Origin of the sequence: Mesorhizobium sp. M1163, from assembly GCF_040318415.1 — a bacterium.
Classification (GTDB): Bacteria; Pseudomonadota; Alphaproteobacteria; order Rhizobiales; family Rhizobiaceae; genus Mesorhizobium.
In genome coordinates, this window is record NZ_JAMYMF010000051.1 from 1 (window position 1) to 24,795 (window position 24,795).

Here is a 24,795-nt window from a genome sequence, read left to right on the forward strand (position 1 = left end):
CGCTCCTTCGCTCAACTGCCTCTCCAAAGAATCCTTTCTCAGCCTAAACTCAACCCCAAAATCGCCATATGCGATTCCCCTGCCCGGAAAGGGGAGATCGGCAGCTTCGCCGACAGCGCCTGCTGCGGAATAAATTGAGGATGCCGGCAGGAGGTATGCCAACGTCCGGAACAGGCGGATGCCGGTCAGCGCCGCGCCTGCAAAAGCCCCAGCAAGGCATCTTCGCTGGGCTCAGGCGCAATCCGGATCCTTTCGCCAGCGGCATCATCCAAGGCCGCGGCAATACGTCCCGACAATGCGAAAAAGCGCGTCTCTTCAAAAAAACCGCGCACCGCCGGCCGGCTAGCCAGGGCCTGCATCGCCATGGCCGCCTTGGCCGAATAGAGCAGCACCGCCTCGACCGGCCGGGCGGACAGGCGCGCAAGAACGGCCTCGTCGGAGTAATCCAGCACAACGGTGTCGTAGGTCTCGACGGCGCGGACCTGAGCGCCCGCCGCCTGCAGCCGCTCCTCGAAGCCCGGAAAGCGCACCCGCCCGCAGAGATAGACGATCGTCTGCCCCGCGTAACCACCAGCAAGCGCATCGGCCAGCGCCTCGGCATTCCCTGGGCCTTCGCTGACCGACAGAAACCCGGCCGCGCGGGCGGCTTCCGCCGTCTTCCTGCCGACGGTGTGGCACGGCAAGCCGGCGAGCGCCGCGATGACCTCTTTCGGCGCATGGCGAACGCCGTTGGCACTGGTGGCCGCGACCGCCGCAGCCGCATCGGCGACCGCGCCGACGTCGACGGGCAGCGCCACCGTTTCGGTCAGCGGCAGCAGGATCGGCTGAAAGCCGGCATCCGCAAGCCGGCGCGCCGTGCGCAAGGCGCCCGGTTCGGGTCTCGTCACCAGGACGCGGAGCATGTCAGGTCCAGCCGTCGAAGAATGTTTCGCCGGCTTTGGCCCGAACGGTCGCGGCGGCTTCCGCGCCAATGCGCGCCGCCTCCTGCGCTGGCCCTTCCAGCCTGACTTCATGCGACTGCGTGCCATCGGGCGAGATGATCAGCCCGGCAAAGGAAACCGTTGCGCCGGATATCGTCGCATGGCCGGCGATCGGGGTGCGGCAGGAGCCGTCGAGCGCCGCCAGGAAGGCGCGCTCGCAGGCCAGCGCCTGGCCGGTCGGCACGTCGTGGATTGCCGCCAGCATCGCTTCCACGTCGCGGTCGCCGATGCGGCTCTCGATACAGATCGCGCCTTGCCCCGGCGCCGGCGGAAAGACGTCGAGCGGCATCAGGTCGGTGACGACATTTTCGAGCCCGAGCCGCTTCAGCCCGGCATAGGCGAGGATGGTGCCGTCGGCGATGCCTTCGTCGAGCTTGCGCAGCCGCGTCTGCACATTGCCGCGAAACATCACCACGTCGATGTCCGGCCGCATCCGCCGGATCAGCGCCTGGCGCCTGAGCGACGACGAACCGACCCTGGCGCCTTGCGGCAGGCCGGCAATCGTTCGCGCCGCCTTGCCGATGAAGGCGTCACGCGCGTCCTCGCGCGGCAGGAAGGCGGCCAGCTCCAGCCCCTCGGGCAACAGCGTCGGCATGTCCTTCGACGAATGCACGGCGATGTCGATGCGCCGCGCCAGCAGCGCCTCCTCGATCTCCTTGGTGAACAGGCCCTTGCCGCCGGCTTCGGACAGCGGCCGGTCCTGGATGCGGTCGCCGCTGGTCGAGATGACGACCACCTCGAACGCCTCGGCCGGCATGCCATGCGCCGTCATCAGCCGCGCCTGCGTTTCATGCGCCTGTGCCAGTGCCAGCGGGCTGCCGCGTGTTCCGATTTTCAAGGTTGTTTGCATGGCGCGCCGTCCGTGATAACCCCCGGCAGGATCGAGGTCCGTCTTCCCGGCTTTCTCCTATCGGGGAAAGGCAGGCCGTACAATCCTTGGAGACAGCGACGAATTGATCCGCGTTCTGGGCATCGAGACGAGTTGCGACGAGACCGCCGCCAGCGTGGTGGCGCTGGACGATCGCAGCGCGCCCCAAATCCTGTCGAACATCGTGCTCAGCCAGATCGAGGAGCATGCCGCTTTCGGCGGCGTCGTGCCGGAGATCGCCGCGCGTGCCCATGTCGAGGCGCTGGACGGCATCATCGAGGCAGCGCTTGCTGATTCCGGCGTCGATCTCGCCGACATCGATGCGATTGCCGCCACCGCCGGTCCCGGTCTTGTCGGCGGGCTGATCGTCGGCCTGATGACGGCAAAAGCAATCGCCGCGGCAGCTAAAAAACCGCTGATCGCCGTCAACCATCTCGAAGGCCACGCGCTGACGGCCAGATTAACCGACGGGCTCGACTTTCCCTACCTCTTGCTGCTGGTTTCCGGCGGCCATACCCAGATCGTCGCCGTGCGCGGCGTCGGCGACTACCAGCGCTGGGCGACGACCATCGACGACGCGCTTGGCGAAGCCTTCGATAAGACGGCCAAGATGCTCGGCCTGCCCTATCCGGGCGGACCGAATGTCGAGAAGGCGGCGGCAAATGGCGATGCGGCCCGTTTTGCGTTTCCGCGCCCGATGAAGGGCTCGGCGCAGCCCGATTTTTCCTTTTCCGGCCTCAAGACCGCAGTGCGCCAGGCGGCATCCGCGATCGCCCCGCTGAGCGACCAGGACGTCGCCGATATCTGCGCCTCGTTCCAGGCGGCGGTGGCGGATGCGCTCGGCGACCGTGTTTCGCGGGCGCTGACCAGATTCCGTCAGCAATTCCCGGACAAGGCCGAGCCTGCGCTGGTTGTCGCCGGCGGCGTCGCCGCCAACCGGACGATCAAGGCGACATTGCAAGCGCTGTGCGAACAGGCCGGGTTCAGCTTCGTCGCCCCGCCGCTTAATCTCTGCACCGACAATGCGGCGATGATCGCCTGGGCCGGCATCGAGCGGCTGCGCGCCGGCATATCAGGCGAAAACGCCGCCGATTTCGTGCCGCGCTCGCGCTGGCCGCTGGACAGCGTCTCGGCCCCGATGGTCGGCTCTGGCCGGCGCGGGGCCAAGGCGTGACGAGCAAAGCCATGACGCGCAAAGCCAGCGCCGGCTGGCGTGTCGCCGTGCTTGGCGGCGGTGCCTGGGGCACGGCGCTGGCGCTGGCCATGCTGCGCGCCGGCCATTCGGTCCGGCTGTTCGCGCGCGACCCGGAGACCGTCGCGGCGATCGACCGTGGCGAAAATCCGCGCTATCTGCCCGGCATCGCGCTCGATCCCGGCATCGCGGCGACAAGTGACATCAAACTGGCTCTCGCCGACGCCGACTGCGTGCTGGCGGTGGCGCCGGCGCAATCGTTGCGCGCCATGCTGACGGCCGCGTCCAGCCATGTGCCGAAAGGCGTCCCGCTGGTGCTCTGCGCCAAGGGCATCGAGCGCGACACCGGCGCGCTGCTGTCGTCCATTGCCGAGGAAATCCTGCCGGCAAATCCGGTCGCCGCTTTGTCCGGCCCAAGCTTTGCCACCGACGTCGCCAGGGGCCTGCCCACGGCCGTGGTGGTCGCCGCCCGCGACGAGGCTCTGGCCACCGACCTTGCCGCCCGTTTCTCGGCTGAAAACCTGCGTTGTTATTGGAGCGACGACCTGATCGGCGTCGAGATCGGCGGCGCGCTGAAGAACGTCTTTGCCATCGCCGCGGGTGCCGTTACCGGCGCCGGGCTCGGCGCCAGCGCCCAGGCCGCAATGGTGACGCGCGGCTTCGTCGAATTGCGCCGCATCGGTGCCGCCTTCGGCGCAAAGCCGGAGACGCTGATGGGGCTTTCCGGCCTCGGCGACCTGCTGCTCACCTGCTCGTCCGCCCAGTCGCGCAATTTCGCCTATGGGCTGGCGCTCGGGCAAGGCAAGCCGCTTGCCGGCCTGCCTCTGGCTGAAGGCGTGCCGACGGCGGCGATCGCCGCCCGCATCGCCGGCGAGCGCCGGATCGACGCGCCGATCATCGCCGCCGTCGCCGCCATACTGGACGGCACCGTCACCATAGACCAGGCTGTGTCGGCGTTGATGACCAGGCCGCTCAAAACCGAAACCGACATGTAATCCCGAACGATTGCGGAGATGGAAAGATGCTGTTTGCGTTGATTTGCAAGGACAAGCCAGGAAGCCTGCAGGTGCGGCTCGATACGCGGCCTAAGCACCTTGCCTTCCTGGAAGGGCTGAACGGTGACAAGAAATTGGCCTTCGCCGGCCCGTTCCTCGACGCAGACGGCAAGCCGAACGGCACTCTCGCCGTTGTCGAGGCGCCCGATCTGGCTGCGGCAAAAGCCCTGTCGGCGGCCGATCCCTATACCAAGGCAGGGCTGTTCGAAAGCGTCGAAATCCGGCAGTGGAACTGGAGCTTCAACAAACCGGCGGGTATCTAAATGCATGTCGCGCAAAAGTGTGCAGCGGTTTTGTGATAACGACATGCATAAAACAAGAACCTGAAGCGCGTCGCATGACGCCGGTCGAACGCGACGCGCTTTTAGTCGCGACGGCACCTGAGGAGGAGCAAGACAATGAACTACTGGCTGTTCAAATCCGAACCCTCGGTCTTCTCCTTCGAGGACCTCAAGGCCAAGGGCAAGGCCGGCACGCAATGGGACGGCGTGCGCAATTATGCGGCGCGCAACAACATGAAGGCGATGCAGATCGGCGATCTCGGCTTTTTCTACCATTCCAATGATGGGCTCGACATAGTCGGCATCGCCGAAATCTGCGCTCTGGCCCATCAGGACAGCACGACCGACGATCCCCGCTGGGAGTGCGTCGATATCCGCGCCTTCAAGGACATGCCGAAGCCGGTGACGCTGGAACAGGCCAAGGCCAATCCAAAGCTGGCCGACATGGCGCTGGTGCGGCTCGGGCGGCTGTCCGTGCAGCCGGTGACGCCTGCCGAATGGCAGGAGGTCTGCCGCATGAGCGGACTGACGCCGGCGCCATGACGGCGCTGACGCCGGACAGCGCCAAGAAATTCATCCTCGACAACACGGCGCTGATGGCGCCGCCGCATGTGCCGGAGATACGCCTGCAGCTGGCCGACGAGGCGCATGAATTGTGGCAGCGGACCGAGGATGAGCTGAGCGAAATCGGCCTGCCACCGCCCTTCTGGGCCTTCGCCTGGGCCGGCGGCCAAGGCCTTGCCCGCTACATCCTCGACAATCCGGCTGCGGTGCGCGGCAGGCGCGTGCTCGACTTCGCCTCCGGCTCCGGCCTTGTCGCCATTGCAGCAGTGATGGCCGGATCTGCCGAGGTGATCGCCGCCGATATCGACCCGTTCTGCGCGACCGCGATCCGCCTCAATGCAGAGGCCAATGGCGTCGAGATAGAATTCCTCGCCGGCGACTGCATCGGCACCGATGCGGGCTGGGATCTGGTGCTGGCCGGCGACGTCTTCTACGACAAAGCTTTCGCCGACAGGCTGATGCCGTGGTTCGCGGCGTTGAAGGCGCGCGGCGCCGACATCCTCGTCGGCGATCCCGGCCGCTCCTATCTGCCGAAGGCCGGGCTGGAACCGCTTGCCGTCTACGAAGTGGCGGTGACCCGCGCGCTGGAGGACGCCGAGGTCAAGCGCACCACGGTCTGGTGCCTTGCTTGACGGCATCGCCGAACAGGCGTTCCATCGCGCAATCGACCGGAGGGAATCATGGATTTTTCAGCAATCAATTGGCTGGCGGTAATCGTCGCCGCCGTGGTGGCGTGGCTGTTCGGCGCGGCCTGGTATATGGGCTTGAGCAAGCCGTGGCTGAAGGCCGCCAAGCTTGATCCGGCGACGATGAGCAAGTCGATGCTGCCCTTCGTCGTCTCCTTCGTCGCGGAGCTTGTCATGGCGCTGGTCATGTCGCTGATCATCGGCGCAGTGACCGGCGGCGAACCGAGCCTGCTTGCCGGGGTGATCTTCGGCTTCGTTCTCTGGCTGGGGTTCGTCGCCACGACGCTTTCGGTCAACCATCGCTACGAAGGTTTCGGCTGGGATCTGACGCTCATCGATGTCGGCCATTGGCTCGGCGTGATGCTTCTCATCGGCGCGGTGATCGGCTGGTTCGGCGCGGCGGCGACAGGCTGACCTTTAGGTTGGGGTCTTGGCGACTTCCTCGAGAAGCCAATCGCGAAAGGCGACGATGCGTGGATCGTTCGCCGCATTTTCGGGATAGACTAGGAAATAGGCGAACTCGGGCGCGACCTTGATGCCGAGTTCGAACGGCCGGATCAGCCGGCCTTCCGAAAGGTCGTTTGCCACCATGGCGAAATCGGCGAGCGCAACCGCGTTGCCGTCGAGCGCGGCCTGCACGGCATCCGTCGAATTGCCGAACACGATGGTCCGGCTGTCGTCGAAATCGTCGACGCCCGCAGCCGCCATCCACATGCTCCAGTTCGGCCAGGTGACGCCCTGGCGTGACCAGTCGATATGGGCCAGCGTGTGATGAAACAGGTCGCGCGGCTCCTTGAGCGGCGGCCCTGACCGCAGCAAGGCCGGGCTGCAGACGGGGATGATGACGTTTTCGAACAGCCGGTGCGAGCGAAGCCCCGGATACTTGCCAGTGCCGAAACGGATGCCGACATCGACATCGTCGCGGTCGAAATCGCGCACCTCATAGCTGATATCGAAGCGCAGCTCGATTGCCGGATGCTGTTTGCGAAAATCGTCGACGCGCCGCATCAGCCACTTCGTCGCGAATTGCGCATCGAGGGTGACCTTCAGCAGCGCCGATCCGCGCGCCGTCTTCTGCGCCCGTGACACCGCGCGGCCAAGCAGGTCGAGCGCGTCGGTCGAAGCCTCGAACAGCACCGCGCCCGCCTCGGTGAGCCGAATTGTGCGGCTGGTGCGTGTGAACAGCACGACACCGAGCTGATCCTCGATTTCCTTGATCTGGTGGCTGACCGCCGCCGGCGTCAGGCCGAGCTCGTCGGCGGCGCGGGTGAAATTGAGGTGCCGGGCCGCTGCCTCCAGCGTCCGCAGCGCACGGGTTCCAGGCAGCAGGCGCGCCATCAGTGCCAGACGAGGAGAGTTCGGTCGAGCATTCCAATCCTCAAACAAAACTTGAAGATGTAGAAAAAACTACTCGTTTCCCGTTTGAATTTCAATCCGCCATGATCTGAGCATCGAAGAAACATCAAACCGGATTTGATGTCCGGAGAAGCGGATTGCACCATGTCTGATATCGCCTTGCGCTCTGTAACCCTCCGCCCGGCCTGGCTGCGCGCCGTGCTCGACTGGCTTCGGCACGCGAGAATCGCGGCCAATCTTCCCTACGAGAATGTCGAGGATCTCTCCGATCGCCAGCTGCGCGACATCGGTAGCGAACGCAAGGACATCGCACGCGCCATGGACCGCGAACTCGGCCGGCTCGGCCTTCTCGACATAGGGTGGCAAAGGAGTAGGGGAGTAGGGGAGTAGGGGAGTAGGGGAGCTAAGCGGCGCGCCCGCCCCTGTCTCTACTTTTACTGCCCTATTCCCCTACTCCCTTATTCCCCTATTCCCTTACCTTACCACCCTCACCACCGTCCGCTCCGACAGCAGCGGCAGCAGCCGTGCCATGGTGCGGGCTGTTACCGCGACGCAGCCTTGCGTCGGCGTGAAGCCGGGGCGCGCCAGGTGGAAGAAGATGGCGCTGCCGCGCCCGCGCCGGCGCGGCACAATGTTCCAGTCCAGCACTAGGCAAGCATCGTAGAGATCGTCGGCCCGCTGCATCCGCTCATGGCTGGCGCCATAGGGGATTTTGACCGGGCGGTTGTAGTTGCGGTCCCCAGGCACTTCGCACCAGCCGAGGTCGCGGCCGATCGGCGTCATCGCCAGCCGCGTCCGGCGGCCGCTGGAAAAACGGTCGCCGCGAAAATATCCCGACAATATCCGCATCGAGGCGAGCGGCGTGGCGCCATCGCCCTCGCGCTTGCCGGCCGAGATGCCGCCATGCCCCAGCGCACATGGAAACACGAGTTTGCCGGCCTGTAGAAAGCCCTGGCTGGCATGGCCGGGCCGCGCGCGCACGGTGAGCACGGTGAGCCCTTTCGGCAAAATTGCGCCGACTGCATTGCGATCGTGTTTTTTCTTGTATGATCGTGCCACGGAACAAATCACTGTGAACGGCTGTTGTGCCGGTCAGCTTCCGCATAAACAGGCAGCGGTCAACTGAAATCTCTTTTCAAAACAACGGATTGATCCATGACTTCACGCACCATTCTGATCGTCGACGACGATGACGACCTGCGCGGCACCCTTGTCGAGCAATTGTCGCTTTATGAGGAATTCGATGTCCTGCAGGAAGCGACCGCCGCCAAAGGCGTCGCCGCGGCGCGCGGCGGGCTTATCGACCTGCTCATCATGGATGTCGGCCTGCCCGACATGGATGGCCGCGAGGCGGTGAAGATATTGCGCAAGGGCGGCTACAAGGCGCCGATCATCATGCTGACCGGCCACGACACCGATTCCGACACGATCCTTGGTCTCGAGGCCGGCGCCAACGACTATGTGACCAAGCCGTTCCGCTTTGCCGTGCTGCTGGCCCGCATTCGCGCCCAGCTGCGCCAGCACGAGCAGAGCGAGGACGCCACTTTCTCGGTCGGCCCCTACACGTTCAAGCCCAGCCAGAAGCTTCTGATCGACCCGCGCGGCGCCAAGGTGCGGCTGACCGAAAAGGAAGCCTCGATCATCAAATATCTCTACCGCGCCGACCAGAAGGTGGTGACCCGCGACGTGCTGCTGGAGGAAGTATGGGGCTACAATTCCGGCGTCACCACGCATACGCTCGAAACCCACGTCTACCGGCTGCGCCAGAAGATCGAGCGCGATCCTTCCAACGCGGAAATTCTCGTGACAGAAAGCGGCGGCTACAAGCTGGTTCCTTAAACATTTCATTATTCAAATAAGCGATCCGGGCGGGGCGCTTTTCGGGTACGGTCCTGAGCTGGAGGTGGGTCTGGATCGAACTCGCGGAGGCATCGGGTCCAAGGAGCGGAACCGATTTTTGAAACGCCTTGCGCGTCCGGGGGACGCGCGGCGCTCTAGGGAGGAGTGGGACTGACGGTTCGGGGACATAGCTAGATGGCGCTGGATGACGACATCCGCATCCTGTCCACCGTGAGGCTCTTCGAGGGCTTTACGCAGGAACAGCTGCGTCTGCTCGCCTTCGGCGCCGAAACCACCATGCTGAAAGCCGACCACAAGCTTTATCGCGAGGACGACGAAGCTGATTCGGCCTACATCGTGGTCAGCGGCCGCATCGTGCTCTATCGCGAGCACGACGGGGAGCGCATCCCGATCGGCACCGCCGGTCCCGGCACCATACTCAGCGAACTGGCGCTGATCGCCGACACCAACCGGCTCACCAGCGCCTCCGCCGAAATCGATTCGGAAGTGCTGCGGCTCAGCCGCAAGATGTTCCGCCGCATCCTCGAGGAATACCCGGAGCTGGCGGTTCACTTGCACCAGCGCATATTGGAGGATTTCCAGGCGATGATCCGCCGGATCGAGGAACTTGGGCCGCGTTTTGCCGGCTAATGTAGCGCCTCTGGTTTAACCAGATTTCGGAATTTGCGAGTTCTCAAGGCCGGTGCGTTGCGGAAACAAGCTCGGCCTTGCGCCGCGCCGTCTCCAGTCCGAGCGCAATGAAGCGGCGCGCATGTTTGGCCAGCTCCATATTGTCGGTCCACAGATTGCGCCAGATCGCGGTTTTCCGCGACAGGTTCTCGTCGACGATTTCCGACGAGAAGGATTCGAAGCTGAGGTCGTCGCTGTAGCCGATAGCGGTCAGCGCATCGAATACCCCGGCGAAATCGATATTGCCGGCGCCGAGGAAGCCGCGATGGCTCTCGCCGATATGGACATAGCCGATTTTCTTTGCGGCGTTGCGGATGGCCAATCCGACATCGGCCTCCTCGATGTTCATGTGGAACGTGTCGAGATGCAGGAAGATGTTGTCGGAGCCGCTGTCCTCGAGAAAGGCCATGCCTTGCGCGGCGGTGTTGAGCAGGTTGCTTTCGAAGCGGTTGACGATCTCGAGGTTGAGGGTGACGCCGGCTGACTTTGCCGTCTCCGCCACCTCGGCAAGCGTGCCGGCGCTGCGGTTCCACTGGTCGCGCGTCGGCGCCTCGCTCTGCAAACCGTGGCTGGTGCTGAGGATGCCGGCAACCTTCTGGCCGCCGAGATCGCGAGTCAGCGCGATCGTACGTTTCAGGATTTCGACGCCGTGCGCCGCAATCGTTTTGTCGGCGCTCGAAATATCGCCGTCGGCCGGCAGTCCGATGCTGATCGCGACGCCGAGGCCGAGATCGGCTATCCGCTTGGCCAAGCCGTCAATGTCGACATTGGCGGGGTCGAGATAGGAGAATTCGATCAGGTCGAAGCCGGCTTCGCTGGTGTTGGCCAGCGTCCGCTCGAGATCGCTCTGCGTCGAGCTCGCCGACCAGACGAATGAGTGGATTCCGATGCGCGACATGATTGTCTCCGGTTATTCCAGCAGTAGCGGACCCAAGTCCAAATCGGTGTTTGGCAATCCGTTGCTCAGACAAAAAAGGTGCGGCCGGTCATACCGGCCGCACCAGGCTTGGGAGGTTTAGCGAGCTGCGGTCCAGCCCTTGTAATCCTTCAAGTTGTCGGCCGTGATCAGCTTCGGGTCGAGCAGCACCGTCGGCTCGGCCAGCTTCTTGCCGGCAAGCAGGTCAGCCGCCATCGTCAGCGACTGGCCGGCCATCACATAGGGATCCTGCGAGGCCGAGGCCTTGATCATCGACGTGCCGGAAGCGAGTTCCTTCTCGATATCGGGCGCGCCGTCGACCGCCGTGAAGATGAACTCCGAGCGGTTGAGCTGCTTGGCCGCAAGCTGGGCGCCGATCGCCGTCGGATCGTTGATGGCGAACACCGCGTCGATCTTGTCGAAACGGGTCAGCAGCGACTGGAACACTTTCAAGCCGCCGTCACGTGAGCCTTCGGCGTTCTGGTCGTCTGAAAGGACCTTGATGTCGGGGTGTTTTGCCAGCACGTCCTTGCAGCCCTTGACCCTCTCCAGGATCGACGACGAGGCCGGGCCGTTGAGGATGACGTAGTCGCCCTTGCCGCCGGTATGGTCGACCAGATACTGGCACGCCTCTTCGCCGGCCTTGACATTGTTGGTCATCACGGTGACGTCGGCGCCCGGCGCCGAAACGTCAAAAGCGGCAACGACGATGCCGGCCGCCTGTGCCTTCTTCACCGCCGGTGCGATCGCCTTGGCATCGACGGCATTGAGCATGATGACGTCGACGCCGGCGGCGATGAAGGAATCGACCTGCGAGACCTGCTTGTTGAGATCGTAGTCGGCCGATACCGATGTCACCTGCACATTCGGGTTGATTTTCTTGGCCGCGTCCTCGATGCCCTTGATGGTGGCGACGAAGAACGGGTTGCCGAGCAGGCCGACCGAGATGCCGACCTTGTTCAGGTCCTTGGCCGATGCCGGCGCGATGACGGCGGCTGCAAGGGCGACGCCGCAGAGCAGTTTAGCGATGATCTTCATAGTTTTATTTTCCTCCTGATGCCCGCGCCTCTCACGGTGCGTTACACATGAAACCGGCTCGATGGACGCCGGCGACTAAGGGCCATCACGTTCTTGCTCCTGCCTGGAGCCGGTAACGGTCGAGGGCGACCGCCACGATGATGACCAATCCCTTGATGATGTACTGCCAGATGTCGGAAACACCGGCGAGGATGAGCCCATTTGACAGCACGGCGATGATCAGGCCGCCGATCAGCGTGCCCCAGATCGAGCCGACGCCGCCGACGAAGCTGGTGCCGCCGAGGATGACCGCGGCAATGGCGTCGAGTTCGTAGGACTGGCCGAGCTGCAGCCCGTTGGCGGCATAGAGCCGGGCCGCCGACATGGCGCCGCCAAGGCCGGCCAGAAGGCCGGAAACGCCGTAGACGAAGAGCAGCACCAGCGGCACCTTGATGCCGGTCAGTCTGGCGGCCTCGGCGTTGCCGCCGACGGCGTAGATCCAGGTGCCAAGCACGGTGCGCTTGAGCACCAGCCAGGACAGCACCACGACCGCCAGCGCGATGATGACCAGCCATGGAACGCCGAACAGCGAACCGTTGCCGATGAAGTCGAACGGCAGGTCCGAGTTGAACACCGTCGTGTCCTGGCCAAGCAACCGGGCGACGCCGCGCACGGCGGTCAGTGATCCCAGCGTGACGATGAAGGGCGGCAGCTTGATGTAGGCGATCAGCAGGCCGTTGATGACGCCGAAGCCGAGCCCGACGAGAATGGCCGCCGGCACGCCCAGCAGTCCCCAATCGGGCACCAGCGACACCATCACCGCCACCATCGCCGAGGCGGCAAGGATCGAGCCGACGGACAGGTCGATGCCGCCGGTCAGGATGACGAAGGTCATGCCGGCCGCCAACACGATGTTGATCGACGATTGCTGCATGACGATCAGCAGATTGGTCTGGGTGAAAAAGCGCGGGTTGATGAACTGGAAGCCGACCGCCAGCAGAATCAGGATCGGCAGCATGCCGAGCGCAGCGATGGCGGTGCGCCACCTTGTGCTCCTGCCCACCGCCCGGTCGTCCGCTTTCATCGTGTCGGCCACCTTGTCGGTCATCGCTGAGCCGCTCCCGTTGCAAGTTCCATGATCGCTTCCTGCCGCAGTGGCTCGCCCTCCGACGCCGTTACCTCGCCGGCAATGGTGCCGTCGCGCATCACCAGCACGCGGTCGGCGATGCCGATCACCTCCGGCAGTTCGCTGGAGATCATCAGGATGGCGATGCCTTTCTTGGCCAGATTGTCGATCAGCCGGTAGATTTCCGACTTCGCCCCGACGTCGACGCCGCGGGTCGGCTCATCGAGGATGACGACCTGCGGCTCTGTTTCCAGCAGGCGGGCGAGCAGCACCTTCTGCTGGTTGCCACCCGACAGCGAGCCGGCATTGGCCTGCACCGAGCTGGTGCGGATGGAGAGCTCGGACACCGCCTTGGCGGCGCGCCTTTCGGCGGCCGTGAAGTCGCGCAGACCGCCGGCCTTCGCGTCCCTTGCCAGCACGCCCATGCTGATGTTGTCGGAGATCGACATGTCGAGGAACAGGCCAAGTTGCTTGCGGTCCTCGGTCAGGTAGGCGATGCCGGCATCCAGCGCCTCGCTTGGCGAACCGATGGATATCGGTTTGCCGCCGAGCTCCAGCGTGCCCGATATGTGCCTGTCGGCGCCGAAGATCAGCCGTGCCAGTTCGGTGCGGCCCGAGCCGACCAGGCCTGCCAGTGCCAGCACCTCGCCTTTGTGGAGGTCGAAGGAGCAATTCTTTATGAGATTGCCGTCCGACATGCCGCGCACCGACAGCGCGACGGCGCGCTTGCTGTCCGGCGGGCGGTGATCCTTCTTGTAGAACGTCGACAGATCGCGCCCGACCATCATCGATACCAGGCGTGAGGCGTTCAGATCGGCGCGGTCGAGCGTGCCGACATAGCCGCTGTCGCGTAGCACGCTGACGCGGTCGGCGAGCTGGTAGACCTCTTCCATGCGGTGGCTGATGTAGATGATGGCAATACCTTGCGACTTCAGCGTCGCGATCACCTCGAACAGCCGGTCGGTCTCACGCGAGGTCAGCGACGTGGTCGGCTCGTCCATGACGATGATGCGCGCATTGGTCGACAGCGCGCGGGCGATTTCGACCAACTGGCGTTCGCCGAGCGACAGGCTGGTGACCGGGGTGCGCGCTGAAAAAGTCACGCCGAGCCGCGCGATGATGTCGCTGGCGCGCCGGTTACACTGCTCGCGATCGACGATGCCGAACCGTCGCGGCTCGTTGCCGAGGAAAATGTTCTGCGCCACCGACAGATTGGGCGCCAGCGACAGCTCCTGGTAGATGACCGCAATGCCGGCGGCGCGTGCCTTGATCGGGTCGCCGGTGGCGGCCGGCATGCCGTCGATCAGGATCTCGCCGCCGGGATCCGGCCGGTAGGCGCCGGACAGCACTTTCATCAGCGTCGACTTGCCGGCACCGTTCTCGCCCATCAGCGCGTGCAGCTCGCCGGCATGGACGGTCAGCGACACATCGTGCAGGGCGCGGATCGGGCCGAATGTCTTCGAGATGTGGCGCATCTCCAGCACCGGCTGGCGCACCGTCTCGATCCGGGCGATGGCGCTCATCGCGCACCTCCTGCAGCTGCTCTGGGGGCACCCCGATCGGCGGCAAGGCCGCGCCAGTCGTTGCGGTAGCCGGCAAGGCCGCTGAAGCTTGCCGCATGCACCGCCTCCGGCGCCTCGGTGGCAAACTCGCGTCCGGCGCTTTCGAAGGCGAGCGCCCCGGCACCGGTGGCGCTGCCCTCCAGCGTTGCGCCCTGCAGGAAGGCCTGCCCGGGACGCAATTGGGCCAGCAGCGCGGCAAGCAGCCCGCCATTGTTCAGGCCGCCGTCGACGATGACGGTATTGTCGGAATGGATCAGCTCGAGGCACAAATCGACCATCAGCGCGACATAGAGCAGCGCCATGGCCGCGCGTTCGTCGGCATTGGGCGTGCGCCCGACCAGTTCGCCGCGCCGGTGTGCCATCGGGCCGCCGGGCGCGAAGCTCGGCAGCGCCATGATGCCGGCGTCGATCACCCGCTGTATCGATGACGGCGCGATGGCGCCCTGCCAGCCGGCGCTGATCGTCGCGAATTCGCGGCCGCCCATGAAGCGGATGGTTGGCACCGGGCCGCCATCGACATCGACGTTGACCAGCATGTCGCGCTCGCCGTCGAGTGCGTCGAGAGGACAGTCCGGATTGAGAACGACGACCCAGGTGCCGGTCGAGACCACGGTCACCGGCCCGAGCTGCTGCCGGCGGTAGGCATGGAGCGCGGCATTGCTGTCGTGGACGCCATTATGGATGGCGACCGGCTTCGCGGCTCGGCCGAAGCGCTGCTCGCCGATCACCGCGCCGGCACGCTCGAAGGCGGGCATCTGGCCGCGCCAGCCCTCGGCATCGACCAGCGAGCTGAAATCGCGTTTGCGCGGCGCCCATAAATGCGAGTGGCAGCCGAGATAGGACACTTCCGATACCGGCCGGCCACCAAGGCGCCAGCTCCAGTATTGGGGGTAGCCGAGGATCGATTTCGCTGCGGCGAAGGCACCGGGGTCCACCTCCTTCAGCCACAACATGTGGCGGCCGTAGTTGAAGCCAAGCGGCAGGCGCGGCGAAAAGGTCTCGGCAAAATCCGGAATGCGGCGATCGATCTGCGCGGCGATCTCGGCTGGCGGTTCCTGCTCGTAATCGAGGATCGGATGCGTCAGCGCGGCGTCGTCGACCAACGCGAAGGTGCAGCCATGGCCGGATACCATCAGCCCTTCCACGCCATGCGTGTCGACGGCGTCATCGATGGCGCGGGCCGCCCAGTCGTACAGCGTTGCCTCGTCGAGCACGCTGAAGCCGTTTTTGCGGATCCAGTTCGGCTGGGTGCGGCGCTCGTCGAGGATGCGTCCGTCCTGGCCGAAGACGAACAGCTTCGAATTGGTCTTGCCGAAATCGAGGACGGCTACTTTCACTGGGCGCCTCCCGAGGAAGCGGCGATGCGCACCATGACGCCGGCATCTTCGAGCATGCGCGCGTCGGTGTCGGACAGGCCCTCATCGGTGACCAGCGTACCGATCCGCGACAGCGGCAGCGCCACGTTGCGGGCGTGGATCGACAGTTTGCGGCTGTCGGCCAGCACGACGATCTGGTCGGCGCAGAGGCTGAGCTCGACGATCGAGCGGACCAGCAGCGGGTGCGATTCCAGAAGGCCTTCCTGGCCGATGCCTTGCGCGCCGAGAAAGAACTTCGAGGCGTAGAACGGCACCGTCTGGGTCAGCGAATGGATGATACCCGGCTCGCGGTGCAGTTCGCCGCCGGCGACGGTCAGGCTGCAATGGCCGTGATCGCTGAGATAGGCCGCGAGCGGCATCGAGTTGGTGTAGAGCCGGATGTTGCGGTCGGCGAGCTTGACGCCGAGATGGAAGCAGGTCGAACCGCCATGCACGATGACCGCGTCGCCGTCGCGCACCATGGTGGCGGCGAGAGCGGCGATCTGCCGCTTGGCCTCGACGGCGAGGTCGCGGTTCTCGTCATAGGGCCTGGCATAGGCGACGCCGACTTGCGAAGCGCCATCGAGCGCCGAGATGCCGCCATAGACCTTGCGCGCTTCGCCGGCCTCGTCGATCTTGTCGATGTCGCGCCGCACCGTCGCCGCCGACACGCCAAGCCGCTCCTGCAGCTCGCGCACCGATGCGAAAGGCCGGTCTCGCAAAAGCTCGACAATCTGGCGCTGGCGGCCGGAGTCGCTCAACCCTTACCTCCCAATGCGCTTGCCTCCCAAGCCATTTTGCACGGCATTGCCATTTTGCACGGCAATTGGTGCAACTTACTCAACGGGCCTCGGATTGCAAGCGTGATTTGACGCGATAACATCACTGTTGACGTAACTTACTCGCATCTGCGATACCAGCGTCGGTCTTAGTCCCGGCAACGGGCCGTCCAAAGCCGTGGCCACGCGGCCGGTTTGTGGAGGAATTTCGATGACGATCAGTGCGGATGCGCAGGAATTGGCAGCGCTGCGGTCGCTTTCGGCCGTCATCGGCAGCGACCCGCATCTGACCCAGGCCGCCGGCGGCAATACCTCGCTGAAAGCCGGCGACACGCTCTGGATCAAGGCCTCCGGTACCTGGCTGAAGGACGCGCTTACCGCAGACATCATGGTGCCGGTCAGCATCCCGCCATTGCTTGAAGCCATCGAACGGCGCGACCCGGCCGCCGAACAGCCGCAGGCCTTCGCCATCGGCGCCCTCAATCCACGCGGCTTGCGTCCGTCGATCGAGACCACGGTGCATGCGCTGATGCCGCAGCGCATCGTTCTGCATGTCCACTGCGTCGAGACCATTTCGCTGGCAGTGCAGGCCGATTGCGAGGCCGAGATCGCCAGGCGGCTCGATGGCCACCAATGGGCGTATGTTCCTTATCGCCGGCCGGGGCTGCCGCTCGCCCAGGGCATCGCCGAGCGCCTGCGGCCAGGCGTAGACATCCTGATCCTCGGCAATCACGGCCTGGTCGTTGCAGCCGAGACCGTCGCCGCGGCCGACATGCTGCTACGGCGCGTAACCCGGCTCTTGGCGCGGCCGCCGCGCCAGGTGGCAGAACCGGACATCGTGGCGCTGACGGCGCTCGCCGGCGGCAGCGGCTACAGACTGCCGGCCGACGTCGAGGCGCATGCGGTGGCGATCGACCCCGAATGCTGCCGCATGGCGGCAGGGGGCAGCCTCTACCCCGACCACGTCATCTTTCTCGGCGAGGGTTCGGTCGTGGCGAGACCGGACGAGGATGTGAAGCGCGTGATCGAGCGCTGCGGCGCCGCACCCGTGGCGATCCTGTTTCCCGGCCTTGGCGTGCTGATGCGCGGCGACGCCGGCGCCGGCGCCGACGCCATGCAGCGCTGCCTCGCCGACGTGACGGCGCGGGTCGATGTCGCTGCGAAGCTGAATTATCTGACAGCGGCGGAGAATGACGAACTGATCAACTGGGACGCCGAAAAATATCGCCAGAAACTCAATGCCGGAGGCAGCTGACATGCCGCGTTCGTCAAGCCCGCTATCAACTGGCCCGCTTGCCATCGGCATCGACATCGGCACATCCGGCGCGCGCGCCGTCGCAATGCGCCCGGACTTTTCCATCGCCGCGCATTCCGCAATTGCCCTTGAGCGATTTGGGCTGAACGGCCGCGACCCCGCCGTATGGTGGGAGGCGGTCGGCGCGACGTTGGCGGAAGTGCTCAAATGTATCGATCGCGCGGCAGTGCTCTCGATCGCCGTCGACGGTACGTCGGGCACGCTGCTGCCGGTCGACGGCTCCGGGCGGCCGCTGGCCGAACCGCTGATGTACAACGACAAGGTCGCCGACGACATTATTCTGACTGCAATAGCCGGCGCGGCACCGGCAACGAGCGCTGCACTTGGGGCGACGTCCGGTCTCGCCAAGGCGCTGTCTTTCCAGCACCTGCCCGGCGTCGCCACTGTGCTGCACCAGGCCGACTGGATCGCCGGACAGTTTTCCGGCCGCTTCGATGTCAGTGACGAGAACAACGCGCTGAAAACCGGCTACGACGTCGAGGCCCGGCGCTGGCCGGACTGGATCGCGGCGACCGGCATGCGCATGGAATTCCTGCCCCGAATCGTGCGGCCGGGCGATGTCACGGGCACGCTCACCGCCAGCGCTGCGAAAATGTTCGGCCTGCCGCGCGACGTGGTTGTCGTCGCCGGCACCACCGATGGATGCGCGTCGTTCCTGGCGACCGGTGCGACTGCCGCGGGCGCCGGCGTCACCGCGCTCGGCTCATCGCTGACCATCAAGATCCTCTCCGACCGGCCGATCTCGGCGCCGCAATTCGGCATCTACAGCCATAGGCTGGGAAACACCTACCTGGCGGGCGGTGCCTCGAACTCCGGCGGCAAGGTGCTGGCCCAGCATTTCCCCGTCGCCCGCATTGTCGAACTCAGCAAAAAGATCGACCCGGCGACAGAGACCGGCCTCGATTATTACCCGCTGCCGGCGCCGGGCGAACGCTTCCCCATAGCCGATCCGGCGCTGCCGCCCCGCCTCGAGCCGCGGCCCGCCGACGACGCCGATTATCTGAAAGCGATGTTCGAGGGTATTGCGGCGATCGAAGCGCTCGGCTATCGCCGGCTTGCCGAACTCGGCGCACCCCGGCTTACATCGGTCAGGAGCGTCGGCGGCGGTGCGGCCAATCCGGCCTGGACGGCGATCCGGCAGCGCAAGCTTGGCGTCGCTCTCGTGCCGGCTCTTTCGGAGGAGGCCGCCGCCGGCACGGCGCGGCTGGCGCTGATGGGCGCAGGCGCAGCGGGGCTTTTATGACGGCCAAGATAATTCAGCACCTCGACGGCATCGCCGCGCTGGCCGAGCGCTATCAGGTGTTCCTGCTCGACCAATTTGGTGTGCTGCACGACGGCACCAGCGCCTATCCAGGCGCTATCGAAGCCTTGTCGGCACTCAAGCGCGCCGGCAAGACCATCGTGCTGATCTCGAATTCCGGCAAGCGGGCGCAACCCAATGAGCGCCGCCTGCTGAAGCTCGGCTTCGCACCGGGAAGCTGGGACCATTTTGTCTCCTCCGGCGAGGTGGCGTGGCGCTCCTTCCACGAAATGGCGGCATCGGGGACCCTGCGCCCGCAGACAAAATGCCTGCTGATCAGCCGCGATAATGACCGTTCGGCTGTCGACGGCCTGCCCTTCGTCCTGGCCAAGGACGGCGACGATGCAGAACTGGTACTGATTTCCGCCAGCGAGGGCGATCGCTACGACCTCGACCATTATCGCCGGCTTCTCGGTCCGGCGGCGAAGCGCCAGGTGCCGTGCTTCTGCACCAACCCCGACAAGATCATGCTGACTGCCGTCGGGCCTTGCTTCGGCGCTGGCCGGCTGGCCGATCTCTATGAGAACCTCGGCGGCAGCGTCACCCGCATCGGCAAGCCCTATCCGCAGATATTCGAGGCAGCGCTGGCGCTGGCGGGCAACCCGGAGCGCGGCAACGCGGTCTGCGTCGGCGACAGCGTGGAGCACGACATCGCCGGCGGCAACGGCGTCGGCGTCGCGACGACGCTGGTCCTGTCGGGCATATTGGCGGGGGCGCCTGACCTGGAGGACGTTTTCGCCACGCTGAACGCCCGCCCCGACTATATCGCGGATGCCTTCAGGTTTCGGTGAGGGGGAAGAGGGCCAGGATGTGTTGAGATCCAGGTCACGCCGGGCCGAAAATCACGGGTTCCGAGAACCGGAGCGGAGCGTACTTTTTGTACGTGAGCACCGGAAGCGCAGGAAGCCGCCATTTGCAGGCCGGCATCACCTGAATCTCAGCACATCCTAGTCCAGATCGAAGCGCGCTATCACCGGCACATGGTCCGAGGGCCGTTCCCAACCGCGCGCCGGCCGCAGGATTTCATAGCCGGCAAACTGCGGCACCAGGTTTGGCGACGACCAGATATGGTCGAGGCGGCGGCCGCGATTTGAGGCCTGCCAATCCTGAGCACGATAGCTCCACCAGGTGTAGAGCTTCTCCTCGTAAGGCACATTGAGCCGCATCAGGTCGACCCAGTCGCCGGCGAGCCGCATCGCCTCGAAATTTTCCGTCTCGACCGGCGTATGGCTGACGACGTTGAGGAGTTGCTTGTGCGACCAGACATCGTGCTCGAACGGCGCGATATTGAGATCGCCGACCAGGATCGAGCCGGAGTGCTCGTCATGCTCGGCGCGTACGGCGTTCATCTCGGCAACGAAATCGAGCTTGTGCTTGAACTTGCGGTTGACGGCCGGGTCGGGCTCGTCGCCGCCGGCCGGCACATAGAAATTGTGCAGCAGGATCGCCTTGCCGCCAGCCTTGACGGTAACCGACAGATGCCGGCTGTCGTCGATCTCGCAGAAGCGGCGTTTTTCGACCACCTCGATCGGCCGCCGTGCCACCGTCGCAACGCCGTGGTAGCCCTTCTGGCCATGGAAGGCGATGTGCTCGTAGCCAAGCTTGCGGAACGCCTTCTCCGGAAACAATTCGTCAGGAACCTTGGTTTCCTGCAGGCAGAGCACGTCCGGCGCCTGCTCGACCAGCAGACGCTCGACGATCGGCATGCGCAGCCGGACGGAGTTGATGTTCCAGGTAGCGACGGAAAACGGCATGTGGGGTTCCGGACAACGCAAGATCCGCCGGATGGCCCGACGGAAGTCAATCGCGGAAACTACTGCCAGCCGCGCACCGCAAAAACAAGCCGGCCGCGCCTTGGGGGCGCGGCCCATGACTTTCCAGAAATATCAATACAGGAACCAAGCCCAAGGTGTGCTGAGATTCAGGTCAGGCCGAGTCGGTGTCGAAGACGGGCGCGAAGCGACCAGAATGGTGGATTCCGAGAACCGGAGCGGAGCGTACTTTTGGGTACGTGAGCACCGGCCTACGCCGGCCGTAGCCTTAACTGCCACGACCGCTCATGAGTGCTTGGCCGGCGAAGGCCGGAAGCGCAGGAAACCGCCGTTGCAGGCCGGCATCACCTGAATATCGACACACCTTAGCGCGACTTGGTGTTCAGTTCCCGGTTGGCCGTATAGTCGATGGCAAAGGTGTCGGGCGCGAAACTGACGCCCTCCTTGGTGTTGAAGATCATCACCGTCGTGTCCTTGCCTTGCGCATCGGTGATGGTCCACTGCCGCAATTCATAGGATTTCGGATCGAACATCATGGTGATCTTCGAATTGCCGAACACCGATTTGTCGGCAAGCTGGATGGTGGTGAGATCGTTTTCTTCCTTAACGCTTCTGACGCGTCCGCCCGACAGATCGATCTTGTCGTCGAGCAGCAGCTTCAGCGGTGTCTTCGACAGCGGGTAGAGGTCGGAGGTCCGCAGCTTCTTGTTGAGGATGACCACCGACTTGCCGTCGGAAATCACCCTGAAATTCGAGGCGCCGTCATAGTTGAAGCGGATCTTGCCCGGCCGTTCCAGAAAGAACTTGCCGCCGGTCTGCTCGCCCTTTGGCCCGAACTGCACGAACTCGCCGCTCATCGATTTGACCGAGGAGAAATGATCGGCGATCTTCTGCGCCGTCGCCGGAACCGCTGCTTGCGCCGACGCCAGCAGCTGGAAGCCGGGCACGACGTTGACGGCCGCGGCACCGGCCAGGACCAGACCGAGGCCGAGCACCTGTCGGCGGGTTGGGGCGAAATCCCTGCTCGGGGCGAAAGATGCGTTTTTCATGCCGGTCACCATCATCTGATTGCTTGCTCGTTATATTGGTCTGGCCCCCCAGTTGGGCTTAAGTTTGGCGGGCGCGCAGCGCTCATCCGTTGCAACGCGCCGAGAGGTTCAAAGTTGCCGGCGCGGATGCGCTCTAGAACTTGTCGTCCTCCGTCGGCACCAGGATTTCGCGTTTTCCGGCATGGTTGGCCGGGCCGACAATGCCTTCCTTCTCCATCTTCTCGATGATCGAGGCGGCGCGGTTGTAGCCGATGCCGAGCCGGCGCTGGATGTAGCTGGTCGAGGCCTTGCCGTCGCGCAGCACCACCGCGACCGCCTGGTCGTAGGGATCGTCGGAATCCTCGAAATTGCCGCCGTCGCCGCTGCTGCCACTGCCTTTGCCCGACGGCTCATCATCATCCTTGTCGTCATCCTCGGTGATGGCGTCGAGATATTCCGGCACGCCTTGCAATTTCAGATGCGCGACGATCCTCTCCACCTCGTCGTCGGAAACGAAGGGACCGTGCACGCGCTGGATGCGGCCGCCGCCGGCCATGTAGAGCATATCGCCCATGCCGAGCAGCTGTTCGGCGCCCTGCTCGCCCAGGATGGTGCGGCTGTCGATCTTCGATGTCACCTGGAAGGAGATGCGGGTCGGGAAGTTGGCCTTGATGGTGCCGGTGATGACGTCGACCGACGGCCGCTGCGTTGCCATGATGACATGGATGCCGGCGGCGCGCGCCATCTGCGCCAGGCGCTGCACTGCGCCTTCGATGTCCTTGCCGGCGACCATCATCAGATCGGCCATCTCGTCGATGATGACGACGATGTAGGGCATCGGCTCGAGGTCGAGGTTCTCCGTTTCGTAGATCGCTTCACCGGTCTGGCGGTCGAAGCCGGTCTGCACGGTGCGCGAGATTCTTTCGCCTTTTTTCTCGGCCTGCTGCACGCGCGCGTTGAAACCGTCGATGTTGCGGACGCCGACCTTCGACATTTTGCGGTAGCGGTCCTCCATCTCTCGCACGGTCCATTTCAGCGCCACCACCGCCTTCTTCGGATCGGTGACCACCGGCGTCAGAAGATGCGGGATGCCGTCATAGACCGAGAGCTCCAGCATCTTTGGATCGATCATGATCAGCCGGCAGTCCTGCGGCGTCAGCCGATAGAGCAGCGACAGGATCATGGTGTTGATGGCGACGGACTTGCCCGAGCCGGTGGTGCCGGCGACCAGCACGTGCGGCATCTTGGCGATGTCGACGATGACCGCCTCGCCATTGATGGTCTTGCCCAGCGCCAGCGCCAGCTTGGCCTTGGTGGTCTCGAAATCGCGGCTGGCCATGATCTCGCGCAAATAGACGGTCTCGCGCCTGGCGTTCGGCAATTCGATGCCGATGGCGTTGCGGCCAGGCACCACGGCGACACGGCAGGCGATGGCGCTCATCGAGCGGGCGATGTCGTCGGACAGGCCGATCACCCGCGACGATTTGATGCCGGGCGCGGGTTCCAGCTCGTAAAGCGTGACGACCGGACCCGGGCGCACATGGATGATTTCGCCCTTGACGCCGAAATCCTCCAGCACGCCCTCGAGCAGGCGGGCGTTCTGCTCCAGCGCGTCCTTCGACAGGCTGGCGTCGCGCACCACGTTCTTCGGTTCCGACAGGAAATGCAGTGACGGCATCTCGAATTTTTCCGAGCCGATCAGCGAGGTCTGCGCCTCGCGCTGGACCCGGGCGCCGGGTGCCGGCCGCGGCGCCGGCGCCTCGACGCGTGTCGCCGCATCGGAACGGAAGTTCTGCACCTTCGCCGTCGGCGCGGCGCGGCGTTGGCCGGCCGGCTCGGGCGCGAAATCCATGTCGTCGTCATTGTCGTCGTTATCGAAGACATCGGCATCGTCGGGGTCGATCGAGGCACTGCGGTCGTTGACCATGGCGGCGAAGAATTCCGGCTCGACGCGGGCGCGCCCGCCCGGGCTCATCCGCGCCTCGGCGAACTCGGCCGATTCGACCCGTTCTGCCGCCCGCCGCCAGGCGCTGGCCCGCGGCTCCATCTCCGGCTCGAAATCGTCGCGCTCGCGCCGGCGCGCGGCGCGGCGACGCAGATAGGCCCGCAGCGACAGCCACCAATGGGTGATGGCGCCAAGCGCCAATATGCCTTCGTCGCCCTCGTCCTCTTCATTGTCGAAAAGCAGGTCGTCCTGCGGATCGGCAGCAGTGTGCTGATCAAGCACGGCAAAGCCGTTCTTGCGTGAAATCAGCGCCGAACCATACAGAAACAGCCCCAGCGCCGGTGCTGCAAGGAGCACGGCAAGCACGCTGGCGACGAGGCCGGTCGGATAGCCGCCGATGACCAGGCCGGGAATGTTGAGCACCATGTCGCCAAAGACGCCGCCGAGGCCGGTCGGCAGCGGCCAGGTCTTGGGCGGCACCACGCAGCCGGCAATTGCCGCGCCAAGCAGCGAAAACCCGAACCAGGCCAGCGCCCGTTTCGGCAGCCGGTCGACGCCGCGCGCGGTAAACAGCAGAAATCCCCAGACCACCGCCGGCACCAGCGCCGCAACGGCGGCGAGTCCGAAGAACTGCATGGCAATGTCGGAAAAGACGGCGCCGGCATAACCCATTGCATTGGTGACGATATTATCGGTGGCGTGCGAGAAGCTCGGATCGGCGACGTTCCAGGTGGCAAGGGCGGCGACGCCGAAGCCAACCAGAGCAAACAGCCCGGCACCGACCAGCCGCCCGACCTGGCGCCTCGCGAACGCCCGGATGCCGTGCCCCGTATCGGCCAGCGCAAGCGGTGCTGAAGCCCCTGAACGCATGCTCTTCCTCGTCTGTCGTTGCCCGGCCGGGCGCGGACGCGCAACACGGCAGATTCGGCTGTCAGACTAGCGGCGGGAAGGTTAAGGGCGCATTAACCATGGGCAGCCCGCGTCTGCGGTACGGGCGCAGGATGTCATGCCTGACTTCCTGTTCAAACGCGGCGGTGATCCTGCGACAGGCATTGGCAACCACCCTGACTCGGCGAAAATGGCGGGCACGCTGGAGCCGCTGCGGCAGATGTTTCACGCCGCCGACGGATCGAGCACCTTGATCAAGCGATCGTGATCGAGCCGTCACG

The 24,795-nt window shown here is 64.9% G+C and carries 26 protein-coding genes; 13 read left to right on the forward strand and 13 right to left on the reverse strand.

Translation table 11 applies throughout. The features are described from left to right. Positions 1–185 precede the first annotated feature (185 nt). Positions 186–902 carry a uroporphyrinogen-III synthase gene (locus NKH43_RS31945; RefSeq protein ID WP_023721375.1) on the reverse strand — a complete coding sequence of 239 codons (717 nt, stop codon included), beginning with the start codon at positions 900–902 and terminating at the stop codon, positions 186–188. Position 903: 1 nt separating this feature from the next. Continuing rightward, complete coding sequence (hemC, locus tag NKH43_RS31950; RefSeq protein ID WP_023721376.1) at positions 904–1,830, reverse strand: hydroxymethylbilane synthase; 927 nt, start codon at positions 1,828–1,830, stop codon at positions 904–906. 106 nt (positions 1,831–1,936) lie between these two features. On the opposite strand from hemC, the gene tsaD reads away from it, so the two are divergent. The 6 genes from tsaD to NKH43_RS31980 all read left to right on the forward strand — a co-directional run bounded on the left by tsaD (position 1,937) and on the right by NKH43_RS31980 (position 6,040). Beyond that, positions 1,937–3,022: a tRNA (adenosine(37)-N6)-threonylcarbamoyltransferase complex transferase subunit TsaD gene (gene tsaD, locus NKH43_RS31955; RefSeq protein ID WP_352861565.1), complete on the forward strand. Its 1,086-nt coding sequence runs from the start codon at positions 1,937–1,939 to the stop codon at positions 3,020–3,022. 11 nt (positions 3,023–3,033) lie between these two features. Beyond that, complete coding sequence (locus NKH43_RS31960; protein WP_352494081.1) at positions 3,034–4,035, forward strand: NAD(P)H-dependent glycerol-3-phosphate dehydrogenase; 1,002 nt, start codon at positions 3,034–3,036, stop codon at positions 4,033–4,035. Positions 4,036–4,061: 26 nt separating this feature from the next. After that, a complete protein-coding gene (locus NKH43_RS31965) occupies positions 4,062–4,358 on the forward strand; it encodes a YciI-like protein (RefSeq protein WP_023721379.1) in 297 nt (98 codons plus the stop codon). A gap of 135 nt (positions 4,359–4,493) precedes the next feature. Continuing rightward, positions 4,494–4,919, forward strand: coding sequence for an EVE domain-containing protein (locus NKH43_RS31970; protein ID WP_352494080.1), 426 nt, complete (start codon positions 4,494–4,496; stop codon positions 4,917–4,919). Further along, the gene (locus NKH43_RS31975; RefSeq protein WP_352861567.1) at positions 4,916–5,572 is read left to right on the forward strand and encodes a class I SAM-dependent methyltransferase; all 657 of its coding nucleotides are present in this window, start codon (positions 4,916–4,918) and stop codon (positions 5,570–5,572) included. Before NKH43_RS31970 ends, NKH43_RS31975 begins: the two co-directional genes overlap by 4 nt. A 48-nt stretch (positions 5,573–5,620) precedes the next feature. Next, entirely contained in the window at positions 5,621–6,040 is a 420-nt protein-coding gene (locus tag NKH43_RS31980) for a DUF1761 domain-containing protein (protein WP_023721382.1), read from the forward strand. Between the two features lie 3 nt (positions 6,041–6,043). Here NKH43_RS31980 and gcvA read toward each other — a convergent pair whose 3' ends face one another. Next, entirely contained in the window at positions 6,044–6,964 is a 921-nt protein-coding gene (gcvA, locus tag NKH43_RS31985) for a transcriptional regulator GcvA (RefSeq protein WP_352861552.1), read from the reverse strand. Positions 6,965–7,126: 162 nt separating this feature from the next. Between gcvA and NKH43_RS31990 the strand changes: the two genes are divergently transcribed. Continuing rightward, on the forward strand, positions 7,127–7,372 hold the full coding sequence (locus tag NKH43_RS31990; protein WP_023721384.1) for a hypothetical protein: 246 nt from the start codon (positions 7,127–7,129) through the stop codon (positions 7,370–7,372). Positions 7,373–7,456: 84 nt separating this feature from the next. On the opposite strand, the gene NKH43_RS31995 is transcribed toward NKH43_RS31990, so the two are convergent. Continuing rightward, on the reverse strand, positions 7,457–7,993 hold the full coding sequence (locus tag NKH43_RS31995; protein ID WP_245278686.1) for a L,D-transpeptidase family protein: 537 nt from the start codon (positions 7,991–7,993) through the stop codon (positions 7,457–7,459). A 144-nt stretch (positions 7,994–8,137) separates the two neighbouring features. Between NKH43_RS31995 and NKH43_RS32000 the strand changes: the two genes are divergently transcribed. Both NKH43_RS32000 and NKH43_RS32005 read left to right on the forward strand, forming a co-directional pair. After that, positions 8,138–8,821, forward strand: coding sequence for a response regulator transcription factor (locus tag NKH43_RS32000; protein WP_023721386.1), 684 nt, complete (start codon positions 8,138–8,140; stop codon positions 8,819–8,821). Between the two features lie 195 nt (positions 8,822–9,016). Next, a complete protein-coding gene (locus tag NKH43_RS32005; protein WP_023680480.1) occupies positions 9,017–9,472 on the forward strand; it encodes a Crp/Fnr family transcriptional regulator in 456 nt (151 codons plus the stop codon). 43 nt (positions 9,473–9,515) lie between these two features. Here NKH43_RS32005 and NKH43_RS32010 read toward each other — a convergent pair whose 3' ends face one another. From NKH43_RS32010 to NKH43_RS32035, 6 genes are all read right to left on the reverse strand, one after another. Then, positions 9,516–10,409, reverse strand: a complete 894-nt coding sequence (locus NKH43_RS32010) for a sugar phosphate isomerase/epimerase family protein (RefSeq protein ID WP_352861554.1) — start codon at positions 10,407–10,409, stop codon at positions 9,516–9,518. A 117-nt stretch (positions 10,410–10,526) separates the two neighbouring features. After that, a complete protein-coding gene (locus tag NKH43_RS32015) occupies positions 10,527–11,465 on the reverse strand; it encodes an ABC transporter substrate-binding protein (RefSeq protein ID WP_352481018.1) in 939 nt (312 codons plus the stop codon). An 85-nt stretch (positions 11,466–11,550) separates the two neighbouring features. Then, positions 11,551–12,528: an ABC transporter permease subunit gene (locus tag NKH43_RS32020; RefSeq protein WP_502896313.1), complete on the reverse strand. Its 978-nt coding sequence runs from the start codon at positions 12,526–12,528 to the stop codon at positions 11,551–11,553. A gap of 20 nt (positions 12,529–12,548) precedes the next feature. After that, the gene (locus tag NKH43_RS32025; protein ID WP_352481020.1) at positions 12,549–14,093 is read right to left on the reverse strand and encodes a sugar ABC transporter ATP-binding protein; all 1,545 of its coding nucleotides are present in this window, start codon (positions 14,091–14,093) and stop codon (positions 12,549–12,551) included. Continuing rightward, positions 14,090–15,469 carry an FGGY-family carbohydrate kinase gene (locus NKH43_RS32030; protein ID WP_352861556.1) on the reverse strand — a complete coding sequence of 460 codons (1,380 nt, stop codon included), beginning with the start codon at positions 15,467–15,469 and terminating at the stop codon, positions 14,090–14,092. The genes NKH43_RS32025 and NKH43_RS32030 overlap by 4 nt, the downstream gene beginning before the upstream one ends. Next, positions 15,466–16,248: a DeoR/GlpR family DNA-binding transcription regulator gene (locus NKH43_RS32035; protein WP_023721392.1), complete on the reverse strand. Its 783-nt coding sequence runs from the start codon at positions 16,246–16,248 to the stop codon at positions 15,466–15,468. The genes NKH43_RS32030 and NKH43_RS32035 overlap by 4 nt, the downstream gene beginning before the upstream one ends. A 229-nt stretch (positions 16,249–16,477) precedes the next feature. Between NKH43_RS32035 and NKH43_RS32040 the strand changes: the two genes are divergently transcribed. The 3 genes from NKH43_RS32040 to NKH43_RS32050 are packed head-to-tail and all read left to right on the forward strand — an operon-like array spanning position 16,478 to position 19,672. Then, complete coding sequence (locus tag NKH43_RS32040; protein ID WP_023721393.1) at positions 16,478–17,521, forward strand: class II aldolase/adducin family protein; 1,044 nt, start codon at positions 16,478–16,480, stop codon at positions 17,519–17,521. Position 17,522: 1 nt separating this feature from the next. Further along, positions 17,523–18,824, forward strand: a complete 1,302-nt coding sequence (locus NKH43_RS32045; protein ID WP_031194647.1) for an FGGY-family carbohydrate kinase — start codon at positions 17,523–17,525, stop codon at positions 18,822–18,824. Next, positions 18,821–19,672 carry a TIGR01459 family HAD-type hydrolase gene (locus NKH43_RS32050; RefSeq protein WP_352481023.1) on the forward strand — a complete coding sequence of 284 codons (852 nt, stop codon included), beginning with the start codon at positions 18,821–18,823 and terminating at the stop codon, positions 19,670–19,672. Before NKH43_RS32045 ends, NKH43_RS32050 begins: the two co-directional genes overlap by 4 nt. A gap of 156 nt (positions 19,673–19,828) precedes the next feature. On the opposite strand, the gene NKH43_RS32055 is transcribed toward NKH43_RS32050, so the two are convergent. From NKH43_RS32055 to NKH43_RS32065, 3 genes are all read right to left on the reverse strand, one after another. After that, the gene (locus NKH43_RS32055) at positions 19,829–20,635 is read right to left on the reverse strand and encodes an exodeoxyribonuclease III (protein ID WP_352856378.1); all 807 of its coding nucleotides are present in this window, start codon (positions 20,633–20,635) and stop codon (positions 19,829–19,831) included. Between the two features lie 383 nt (positions 20,636–21,018). Beyond that, positions 21,019–21,702 (reverse strand): outer membrane lipoprotein carrier protein LolA, encoded by a 684-nt coding sequence (locus NKH43_RS32060; protein WP_352481025.1) that lies wholly within the window; start codon positions 21,700–21,702, stop codon positions 21,019–21,021. A 133-nt stretch (positions 21,703–21,835) separates the two neighbouring features. After that, the gene (locus tag NKH43_RS32065) at positions 21,836–24,496 is read right to left on the reverse strand and encodes an FtsK/SpoIIIE family DNA translocase (RefSeq protein ID WP_352861558.1); all 2,661 of its coding nucleotides are present in this window, start codon (positions 24,494–24,496) and stop codon (positions 21,836–21,838) included. A 136-nt stretch (positions 24,497–24,632) separates the two neighbouring features. Between NKH43_RS32065 and NKH43_RS32070 the strand changes: the two genes are divergently transcribed. Further along, positions 24,633–24,782: a hypothetical protein gene (locus tag NKH43_RS32070; protein WP_352861560.1), complete on the forward strand. Its 150-nt coding sequence runs from the start codon at positions 24,633–24,635 to the stop codon at positions 24,780–24,782. The last annotated feature ends 13 nt before the right edge of the window (positions 24,783–24,795 follow it).

Bases quoted from the DNA above. Each gene is read 5' to 3' on its own strand.
- NKH43_RS31945 (WP_023721375.1), bottom strand. From the start codon at position 902: ATGCTCCGCGTCCTGGTGACGAGACCCGAACCGGGCGCCTTGCGCACG.
- hemC (WP_023721376.1), bottom strand. From the start codon at position 1,830: ATGCAAACAACCTTGAAAATCGGAACACGCGGCAGCCCGCTGGCACTG.
- NKH43_RS31960 (WP_352494081.1), top strand. From the start codon at position 3,034: ATGACGCGCAAAGCCAGCGCCGGCTGGCGTGTCGCCGTGCTTGGCGGC.
- NKH43_RS31965 (WP_023721379.1), top strand. From the start codon at position 4,062: ATGCTGTTTGCGTTGATTTGCAAGGACAAGCCAGGAAGCCTGCAGGTG.
- NKH43_RS31970 (WP_352494080.1), top strand. From the start codon at position 4,494: ATGAACTACTGGCTGTTCAAATCCGAACCCTCGGTCTTCTCCTTCGAG.
- NKH43_RS31975 (WP_352861567.1), top strand. From the start codon at position 4,916: ATGACGGCGCTGACGCCGGACAGCGCCAAGAAATTCATCCTCGACAAC.
- NKH43_RS31980 (WP_023721382.1), top strand. From the start codon at position 5,621: ATGGATTTTTCAGCAATCAATTGGCTGGCGGTAATCGTCGCCGCCGTG.
- gcvA (WP_352861552.1), bottom strand. From the start codon at position 6,964: ATGGCGCGCCTGCTGCCTGGAACCCGTGCGCTGCGGACGCTGGAGGCA.
- NKH43_RS31990 (WP_023721384.1), top strand. From the start codon at position 7,127: ATGTCTGATATCGCCTTGCGCTCTGTAACCCTCCGCCCGGCCTGGCTG.
- NKH43_RS32000 (WP_023721386.1), top strand. From the start codon at position 8,138: ATGACTTCACGCACCATTCTGATCGTCGACGACGATGACGACCTGCGC.
- NKH43_RS32005 (WP_023680480.1), top strand. From the start codon at position 9,017: ATGGCGCTGGATGACGACATCCGCATCCTGTCCACCGTGAGGCTCTTC.
- NKH43_RS32010 (WP_352861554.1), bottom strand. From the start codon at position 10,409: ATGTCGCGCATCGGAATCCACTCATTCGTCTGGTCGGCGAGCTCGACG.
- NKH43_RS32015 (WP_352481018.1), bottom strand. From the start codon at position 11,465: ATGAAGATCATCGCTAAACTGCTCTGCGGCGTCGCCCTTGCAGCCGCC.
- NKH43_RS32020 (WP_502896313.1), bottom strand. From the start codon at position 12,528: ATGAAAGCGGACGACCGGGCGGTGGGCAGGAGCACAAGGTGGCGCACC.
- NKH43_RS32025 (WP_352481020.1), bottom strand. From the start codon at position 14,093: ATGAGCGCCATCGCCCGGATCGAGACGGTGCGCCAGCCGGTGCTGGAG.
- NKH43_RS32040 (WP_023721393.1), top strand. From the start codon at position 16,478: ATGACGATCAGTGCGGATGCGCAGGAATTGGCAGCGCTGCGGTCGCTT.
- NKH43_RS32045 (WP_031194647.1), top strand. From the start codon at position 17,523: ATGCCGCGTTCGTCAAGCCCGCTATCAACTGGCCCGCTTGCCATCGGC.
- NKH43_RS32050 (WP_352481023.1), top strand. From the start codon at position 18,821: ATGACGGCCAAGATAATTCAGCACCTCGACGGCATCGCCGCGCTGGCC.
- NKH43_RS32055 (WP_352856378.1), bottom strand. From the start codon at position 20,635: ATGCCGTTTTCCGTCGCTACCTGGAACATCAACTCCGTCCGGCTGCGC.
- NKH43_RS32060 (WP_352481025.1), bottom strand. From the start codon at position 21,702: ATGAAAAACGCATCTTTCGCCCCGAGCAGGGATTTCGCCCCAACCCGC.
- NKH43_RS32065 (WP_352861558.1), bottom strand. From the start codon at position 24,496: ATGCGTTCAGGGGCTTCAGCACCGCTTGCGCTGGCCGATACGGGGCAC.
- NKH43_RS32070 (WP_352861560.1), top strand. From the start codon at position 24,633: ATGCCTGACTTCCTGTTCAAACGCGGCGGTGATCCTGCGACAGGCATT.